The 9,405-nt window shown below is 36.6% G+C and carries 8 protein-coding genes and 1 rRNA gene; all 9 read left to right on the forward strand.

The features are described from left to right. Positions 1–719 (forward strand): radical SAM protein (locus DXA55_RS16310; RefSeq protein ID WP_117814640.1); only part of this gene is annotated, 719 nt, incomplete at its 5' end. 98 nt (positions 720–817) lie between these two features. Next, on the forward strand, positions 818–1,450 hold the full coding sequence (locus DXA55_RS16315) for an SPASM domain-containing protein (RefSeq protein ID WP_158565105.1): 633 nt from the start codon (positions 818–820) through the stop codon (positions 1,448–1,450). Between the two features lie 2 nt (positions 1,451–1,452). Further along, positions 1,453–2,496 (forward strand): DUF1611 domain-containing protein, encoded by a 1,044-nt coding sequence (locus DXA55_RS16320; RefSeq protein WP_055226872.1) that lies wholly within the window; start codon positions 1,453–1,455, stop codon positions 2,494–2,496. A 141-nt stretch (positions 2,497–2,637) separates the two neighbouring features. Next, positions 2,638–4,047, forward strand: a complete 1,410-nt coding sequence (locus DXA55_RS16325) for an ABC transporter permease (protein WP_158554998.1) — start codon at positions 2,638–2,640, stop codon at positions 4,045–4,047. A gap of 6 nt (positions 4,048–4,053) precedes the next feature. Then, entirely contained in the window at positions 4,054–4,947 is an 894-nt protein-coding gene (locus DXA55_RS16330) for a leucine-rich repeat domain-containing protein (RefSeq protein WP_022463281.1), read from the forward strand. Positions 4,948–4,967: 20 nt separating this feature from the next. After that, entirely contained in the window at positions 4,968–6,644 is a 1,677-nt protein-coding gene (locus DXA55_RS16335) for an ABC transporter ATP-binding protein (protein ID WP_055226874.1), read from the forward strand. Positions 6,645–6,675: 31 nt separating this feature from the next. After that, positions 6,676–7,341 carry an ABC transporter ATP-binding protein gene (locus tag DXA55_RS16340; RefSeq protein ID WP_055226876.1) on the forward strand — a complete coding sequence of 222 codons (666 nt, stop codon included), beginning with the start codon at positions 6,676–6,678 and terminating at the stop codon, positions 7,339–7,341. A 24-nt stretch (positions 7,342–7,365) separates the two neighbouring features. Beyond that, positions 7,366–8,598: an ABC transporter permease gene (locus DXA55_RS16345; RefSeq protein ID WP_055226878.1), complete on the forward strand. Its 1,233-nt coding sequence runs from the start codon at positions 7,366–7,368 to the stop codon at positions 8,596–8,598. Positions 8,599–9,194: 596 nt separating this feature from the next. Continuing rightward, a 16S ribosomal RNA gene (locus DXA55_RS16350) occupies positions 9,195–9,405 on the forward strand; the annotation flags it as partial.

Raw genomic sequence — 9,405 nt, forward strand, 5'->3', positions numbered from 1 at the left:
ATTATGTATATGATGTGAATACTGATAAAATTATTCAGGTGTCTTTCGAAACATATAATTTTTTGGAAAACAATATTTGGGATGAAAAAGCGGAAAGAGAAATAGAAAAGCTAATAAATGAAGGATATTTGAAAAGAACGCGGGTAGAAGAGGTAAAACATTTTGCTACGGACTTTTTAGAATCTTATTTAGAAAATAGAATGAATCAGTTAGTTTTGCAAGTGACACAAAAATGTAATTTGCGTTGCAGTTATTGTGTTTATTCTGGTGATTACAAAAATAGAAATCATAGTCAAAAAGAAATGAGCTGGGAAACTGCAAAAGAAGCAGTAGATTATTTGTATGGGCATTCGATGTCTAGCGAAGACATATATATATCATTTTATGGCGGAGAGCCATTATTAATGTTCAGATTGATAAAAGAAGTAGTTGAGTATGTGAAGAGAGAATATTGCCAAAGAACGGTACATTTTAATTTGACCACTAATGGAACGTTGTTTACACCAGAAATTGTTCAGTATTTTATTAAAAATAATATACAAATTATGTTTAGTTTGGATGGGCCTAAAGAAGTGCACGATAAAAATAGAATATTTGCAGGAAGTAATAGAGGATCATTTGAAAAATTGAGAGATAGCATGAAAATGATATATAGTATGGACAGAAAATATTATAAAAAAAAATGTGTCTTTCAACACAGTGTTAGATCCCCAAAATGAGTTAAGAACAATATATGAGTTTTTGGATAAAGATAGGCTGATTTCGAAAAATTTGAGTAGAATATCTGTTTTGAATGATAATTATACGGATAAACAATGTGAATTTAGCGGATAAAGATAGGCTGATTTCGAAAAATTTGAGTAGAATATCTGTTTTGAATGATAATTATACGGATAAACAATGTGAATTTAGCGGAGAATTTGTTGAAGAACAGGAATATGAATATTTTAAATGTTTTCTTTCAAAATTAAAACGAATTAATGAAAAATTTGTGGCTAGAGCAGTAAAAGAAGAATTTGATAATGAAATGAGAGAAATTAAACAACATGAGGAAAAAATGCAAGAAGAGATTTCAAAGGTAAATCATCATAGTGGTCCCTGTATTCCAGGCGCGAAAAAAATTTTTGTAACAGCAGAAGGAAATATATATCCGTGTGAGCGAGTGAGTGAAATATCAGAAGTTTCCAAAATAGGTGATATAAAAAAAGGAATAGATAAAAACAAAGTGTTAAATTTGCTAAATATAGAACGATATTCGCAAGACCGGTGTAAGGATTGTTGGGCATATCAACATTGCACAATTTGTATAGCATGTGCAGATGACACTAAAAATATTTCAAATAAAGAAATAGAAAAACATTGCTGGAAGGTTAGAGGGGGATTTGAAGAGGCAATGAAAAATTACTGTACTTTAAAAGAACTTGGTTATAAATTTGAGGAGTATGAATGAAAATGTTAAAAAGAGTAGGTATATTTCCGGTAGATCAAGAAAGTATAACACTATTTGAGAACATACATGAATGTAGATATGGTGAAATTATGCATATTGCTTCAATAAAAGCATGGGGACTTTGCGGGAAAAAAATTCAACGTTGTGATGGTAGTGAGATAATAATAGAGGAGGGAATAGGTAATATTATAAAAGAATGTGAAGTGTTAATTCTTCTTGAAAGTTGGCACGATGCATCGCCTGAATATATAAAGAGCGTGGTGAAAACAGCAAAGCAGAAATCCATAACGATAGTTTCTATTAATAATATCAGGAACAGTTTAGAGATAGATCAGCATTATGAAAATGTCGTTGTTGCTAAAAAATTAAAAATTCAAAAAAAGTGTGACGATTTAAGAGTAAGAAAGATAAATATTCCGGTTATTTGCGTTTTGGGTTTGACACAAAATAGTGGAAAATTGAAAATGGAATTAGAACTGCAAAAATGTTTGAAACAAAAAGGATATAAAGTTGCAGCAATTGTTTCTGGATTAAATGGATTAATTGGGAAAGATACATTTTGCTTTGAAAAGAAATATTTAAATGGGAAAAATAGGAATGAAGAGATAATTATAAATATAAATGCGGCTGTAAAGCGGTTAGAACAAGATTATGATATTGTAATTGTTGGGATACCAGGAGCATGTCTCTCGTTTAATCCACAATATTCTAATGATTTTGGCATTACTACACAATTGTTTATGTGTGCAATAGAACCAGATTATAGTGTTTTGATGCTACCATATATGCGCTATGAAGAAGCGTTTATTAGTCATGTTAAAGATGAGGTTCAAAAAAGATATGATATTACAATTAATGATATTGGAATATCAGAATTTGCAATTGATATGGATGCGAGTTTTGAACAAAAAAAGATGTGTTTTTTAAAATTAATTGACAAGGAAAGGGATTTTGAGCATTTGAAAAAAATATCAGTTGTTGATATTAAAAGTGATTCTCAAATAGAAAAATTGAGCGATAGGATTATTTGGACACTTGAAAATTAAACATAAGCTTGTCGCATTTTGAAATATATAGGGGGAAGAAAGAATATGTTGAAAAGAGCAAGCAGAAAATTAAGAAGTACTCCTGCGAAAACATTGATGTATATCATACTGTTTTTAGTACTTTTCCTGGCGATATTTTCTATGCTGATGATTGGAATTGCAAGTGGAAATAAAGTGAAAAGAGCACAGGAAACATTGGCCAACTCTATTACTCTGCGCGGGCCGGCCGAGGGAGAAGCTGGAAAATCATGTACTGTATATGCGATCCCGTCCGCAATCGTAGAAAAGTTCATTGACAGCAATTATGTTCAGGGGTACACCATGGAAGCGGGAACATATTGGCTTGATCCGGTGGATACGGAAACATATATCAGCGAGGAGACACAACAGCGCCTAAAAGGTTATCTGAAAGATTCAGGCATGTATACGATGACGGCTGTTGGAACACTGGACTGCGCATACGATACCTATTTTCTGGCAAAGGGTTACAGGATTGTGGAAGGAAGCGGACTGAGCTACGGAGAACGGGGCAAATACGAAGCTGTGGTAGGAGAAAAATACGCCGAAAAAAATCATCTCCATGTGGGCGATACTGTTAAATATAAAATGGAGCAGGGAACGATCGAATACTATAAAGTAAGTGCCCCGGAAGAAATTAGTTTCAAAATTCGAGGCATTTACAGAACTCCAGAGGTTTATCAGTCCGATTCCGTTGTGAATGACTGGCACAATAATTTAATTTTTATTCCACTGGATATTTTCTGCGAGTATTCTATGAAAGCATTAAAAATTCAAAATGTGGGATTTAATACAGTTACGGTCTATTTGAAAGATACAAAATCAGTTGAACCATTCATAGAAGAAACAAAAAACAAAATAAAAATAGGAAGTGTGGATGATGTTGTACAGACCGATGAAAATGGAATACGTTCCAGCGTAAAGCCAATGGTAATATCACAGCAGGATTTGGAATCTGGAGAATGGTCCTATCAGTTGATTCGAAACAAGGAATGGTATGAGATGGTTGCGAAACCTGTTGAAAAATTGAATCGTCTGATAGGATATATGATCGTAGGATTTGTGACTGCCGGAATTTTACTGTTCGGCATTCTGACCAGCCTGTCAGTCAAAGGGCGAAAACGTGAGATTGGAATTTTACTTTCGATGGGGGAACACAGAAAAAGGATTTTAGGACAGTTCGTTTTGGAGAATTTGGTTCCGGTTTTGATTGCCCTGGTTTTTGCGGCGCTGTGTGCGACACCAACAGCAGAGTATTTCGCAGATCGGATGATTTCGAATCAGGCTGAGAAAGTGGAGCAGGAAAATGAAGATCTGTCGGGAAATATTAAAAACGCGCTCCCGACAAGCGAAATAGCTGCGTATGAATCAACGGGAGTAACTGTTGATACGGATTTGTCCATTGAGTGGAACTGGAAAATCATGACGGGGATGATTCTTGGTATTTTAGATCTTTTCCTTTTGATATTAATTCTGCAAGTCGGCAAAATAACTAGAGAAAGCCCGGCATCTATATTGCTGGACAGAAAGTAGGTGTTCATGAAGAAAAAAAGAATGATAATGATCGTAGCGATGGTTCTGGTGCTGGTATGGCGGGAAGACGTTTTTGCAGTGGAATCTGGAACGACACAGGTTTCGCTACAGGCAGACTGGCTCCAAGAGGGAGATTACCAGTATAGCGTGGAAGAAGATGAAACTGTAACTTTACGAAACTATATCGGGACGGAAAGCGTGATTGTCACACCGAAAGAAGTAGGTGGGAAAGAAGTGACGAGAATCGGAGATTCCTGCTTTTTGAGAAAAACGGATCTTCGGGCAGTGCAGATATCCGAAGGCATTGTTGAAATCGGGGAATCTGCCTTTGCGGAAGATGGTCAGTACAGTGATACAACTGCTGGGTTTATCAGCATTGTAATGCCAAAAACACTAAAAAAGGTAGGAAAAAGCGCATTTCAGGGAACTAGAATCACACAGATTTATTTTTATGATGGTTTAGAGAGCATTGGTGATAATGCCTTTATGTATTGCTCTTCTTTGTCAAAAATACGGATTCCAGATAGCGTGGAGAAAGTAGGACAATTTTTATTTTTGGGAGCTGGAAAACCCTATGAAGAAAGTCAAGATAGTGCGATGAAGATTTTTGGCGGAAAAATAGCGGAAGAACTTGCAAAAGATAATCAAAGAGCCGAATATGGTGGTGAAGAAATGCAGGAAATTTCGATCCAGTATTGGCTTGAGAAGAAGGAGAATGAAACGAAAGAAGAGGTTATAGGACAAAAATATTTTGATAAAAATGATACAGGCTTTGAAAAAGTATTTTTTAAGGCTCCTTCGAGTGGAGAAAAGCAAAGTGGGAAAATAGTCTGGATGGACATATTTCTTGGGGTGTGTATGGTTGGACTAATAGGAATCAGTGTTTGCTTAAAGGATTAAAAATATTATATTTGTGAACAATGAAGAAAATAATAGAGAATAATAAATGTTTATATTTTTTAAAAGAGTTACTCAAATATAAAAAAGAAATAGGTATTTTGAGTATAAGCACTATTGTTTCTACAGTAACTGTATTTCTGCAACCATTATTGATAAAACAGATCACAGACATCGGAATACTCGAAAAAAATATGCCCCAAATTGTTAATGGAGTAGCCGGTTTATTTGTTTGTGTGCTGGTATATTTAATGATTGAAGTTGTGCAGGCAAAAACTTTTGCAGAAATACATAATTCATTCTATAAGAACTTGTATTGCAATGTATTTCGAAAATTATTGCATTTAAAAAAACATTATTTTCAAATGAAAAATAGTATGGAAATAGTGCAAATGTTACAATGCGATGTATCTCAGGTTGCGTCTATGACAGATAGATATGTAGTGATGAGCTTTTCGTATGTTTTTCGTGTAATTAGTGGACTTGCTGGACTTATGCTGTTGAGTCCTGAACTGTTATGCATTGTAGTGATAGTAATTCCAGTGAAATACGTGTTAGTAAAATGTCTTGCTAAAAAGCGTGAGAAAAACATGAAAATGTATATTCAAGTTGAGCAACAATTTGGAGGATGGCTTGGCGATACAATTAATACTGTGGAAGAAATTAAATTGTGGAATCTATATGAATTAAGAAAATGCGAATTTTTAAAACAGATTTGTAAATCGTTAGCGGTTGAAATGAAAGGAACCATGATTGAGACATGGAATATTTTTGGGGATGCTGTTTTAGAGTGGGGTGTAACAATTCTTATTTATTTAGTTGGTGGATATTTGGTGTTCGTGGGAAAAATTTCCATAGGTTCAGTTTTTGCTTTTGTTTCTTATTCTAGTTATGTTACAAGACCGGTAAATAGTTTAATTGATCTGCGTATGCATTTTGCAAGTGTCAAACCGTCCGCTGAACGACTTTATACATTTTTGAATATGGAAGAGGAACGAAGTGGAAGTAAAAGAGTGGAAAAAGAGATTTCGCCAATATTAGAATTTAAAAATGTGAGATTTCAGTATACAAAGGATAGGGAAGTGTTAAAGAAAGTATCTTTTAAACTTGAGCCGGGAGAAAAAGTGGCTATTATTGGAAAAAATGGAAGTGGAAAATCAACAATTTTGGAATTACTATTACGATTTTATGAACCGGAAGAAGGAGAAATTTTATGTAATGGTGAAAATATAAAAGTGCTAAAATTATCAGAATACCGAAGCCTTTTTTCTGTTGTGAGTCAGAAATCAGCGTTGTTTTTGGGGGACATTGTGCAGAATATAGATTTGGAGGGGAAAGCAGACAGACAAAAACTGAATGAGGTACTAAGGAAAAGTGGCGTGAAAAAATACTTGCAACGTTTTCCAGAAAAAGAAAAAACACAAATAGGAGATGATGGAGCATTTCTTTCAGGAGGAGAAAGACAAAAGCTTGTGGTTGCACGGGCACTATTGAAAGATGCGCCGGTTATGCTTTTTGATGAAGCGTCCAGTGGATTTGATGTAGAAGCCAATGAATATCTTTATAAAATTATAACAGAAGAAATGCCGGAAAAATCTGTGATTTTTATTACACATCATTATGATAAACTGGAAAAATTTGATAAAGTATATTTGGTAAAAGATGGGTTTCTTACGGAAGTGAGAACTGGAAAAATGTAGAGGCGACTAGATTATAGTAGAAAGGAACAATATGGCAGAACTGGAATTAAAAGAGGTAAGCTATTTTTACGAGAGCGGCGGAAAGAGAATTGATATTTTGGATAAAGCCAGCTATTCATTTGAGAAGGGTACTCTTTACACGATTGTTGGTCCTTCTGGATCGGGGAAAACAACGACGCTGACTTTGGCGGGTGCGCTGGAAGAACCTAAGAGCGGCTGCGTGTGCTTTGAAGGAAAAGATATCCGGGAAATTGGCTATACAAGATATCGAAACAGCAAGATTGGAATTGTGTTTCAGGCGTATAATCTGCTGCCTTATCTGACCCCGCTGGAGAATGTGCTGGCGGCAATGGAAATTACGTCAAATCCGATTAAAAACAAAAAAGAACGGGCGCGGGAACTTCTGACACGAATGGGAATTACAGAAGATCAGATGAACCGCAATATCAATAAACTTTCAGGAGGCGAACAGCAGCGCGTAGCGATTGCGCGTGCGATTTCGACAAATGCAGAGGTGATTCTTGCGGATGAGCCGACGGGAAATCTGGACGTTGATACGGCGGCTGGCATTGTGAAAATTTTCAAAGAGCTGGCTCATGAAGATAAGAAATGTGTAATAGCAGTTACACATTCGGAAGCATTTGCCGCGGAGGCAGATGTGGTGGTACGGCTGGAAAAGAAAAAATTGCAGGATTAAACATGAGGGGGAGGGAAAGTTTTTATGAACTGGATCAAAAGAGCATTTCGCAGTATTTCTTATCATAAAAAAAATACAATTCTGATGTTTTTAAGTTTCCTGATTTTATCCATCCTGATCCTGTTTGGCTTATGTATCCGCGCGGCAAGTCGGGAACGGATATGGGAGATTCGGACGAGCATCGGAGGAAGCGTGCTTGTATCGAATGAGCGTCAGATATACAGTGAAGAGCCGCGCGGTGTGAATTCGATTTCACATCAAAAATATTTGGAACTCTGCGCTGATGAAAGAATTCGGTTTGGCAGCTGTAATACGGTGACAGCTGCTCTGGCGGATAACTTTACAGCTGAAATTATGGACGGACAGGAAGAAAATGGAACAGAAAATATTTATGTGGAGGGATCATCTGATCCTGTCGAGTATTTTAGTTCTGTTTCTTCTGTAGTTACACTGATTTCGGGACATGTACCGCAGAATGCAGAAGAAGCGGTAGTCAGTGATGGGATTGCGGAACGGAATGGACTGGGAATAGGAGATACCATAGCTGTTCTTTCACCATACACAAAGGAGCGGTATACATTTAAAATCAGTGGTATTTACAGTACGAACGAGGCAGCTTACAGTGGAAATGTGGTATATAATAACCCAGCAAATGCTATCTATACCCTGGATACACCAGTTTATGAGATGAATGAAAATGATAATGTAAAAGAAATTACATTGCAGTTGAAGGACCCGGAAGAAGGAAGAGCGTTTGCTGAAGATGCGAAAAAAATGCCGGAATATATCAAAGAAGAATATGATATGGACTATACGGTAAATGTTTCAGCTTATAAAGCGGTGGCCGACAGCCTGAAGAGCCTGGCAGGGATTTCGAATCTCATGGTGATAGTTTCCGTAATCCTTGGAACTATCACATTAAGTTTTTTGATTCTTATGAATTTGCGGGATCGCATGTTTGAGATTGGCATTCTTCTTTCTGTTGGAGAAACAAAGATGCGGATTATGCTGCAGATGTTGATGGAATCTTTTTGCCCGGTATTGCTGGCAATTACAGCGGGGGTAATTTTTTCTTATCCTTTGGCGAATGTGATAAAAATAGCTGTAGATCTTTCGAACGGTGTGCAGGCTGCAATTAAGACACAGCAGATTATAATATTGTATCTTTGTGGAATGGGGGTTGTGCTGGCTTCTTCTATGGTTATGGTATACCAGATTGTACGATATCAGCCGAAAAAGATTTTGATGATGGAGTAAAAAAAGAAATAGTCAGATAAAATACTGAATATGCAGAATTAACTATATTTTTCTAAAAATAAGAAAATTCGAAAAAAGGTGTTGACTTTTGCTTTTGGCGGTGTTATTATAACTAAGCTGTCAGCGAGAGCTGATGCGAATGAGTTTCTTTGAAACAGAAAAACCTAGTTCGGAGCCGGGTGGCTGCCGCGGGTTGCAAAAACTGCTTCAAAAAAACTTGAAAAAAGTTCTTGACAAAAGCAAATGAGTTTGATAAAATAAACGAGTTGCTGATCGAGAGAACAGCAAAGAAGTTCGAAAGAGCTTCAAAAAAATAAATTAAAAAAGTTCTTGACAAACGAAAAGTTCTGTGATAAAATAAATGAGCTGATCCGAGTCGGAACAGCAAAGATCCTTGATAATTAAACAGTGAAACACATCCTCGAAAGTTCTGAATAAGTAATTCAAAACGATCGAAAGATCCTTTAAAACAGTAAAAGGGATAAATTAGCTAGTATGTTGATTTTGAACTTGGAACAAATCTCGCAAGCGAAGCTTGCAAGATGAACGCGTAAAATTCGCCTGTGCAAGCACGTGAATTTCTAAACGCGCACATTTTATCAGAGAGTTTGATCCTGGCTCAGGATGAACGCTGGCGGCGTGCTTAACACATGCAAGTCGAGCGAAGCGGCTGAATTGATTCTTCGGATGATTTTCAGTTGACTGAGCGGCGGACGGGTGAGTAACGCGTGGGTGACCTGCCCCATACCGGGGGATAACAGCTGGAAACGGCTGCTAATACCGCATAAGCGCACAGAGCTGCATGGC

It is taken from the genome of Blautia sp. OF03-13, assembly GCF_003460685.1.
In the GTDB taxonomy this organism is placed as follows: Bacteria; Bacillota; Clostridia; order Lachnospirales; family Lachnospiraceae; genus Fusicatenibacter; species Fusicatenibacter saccharivorans.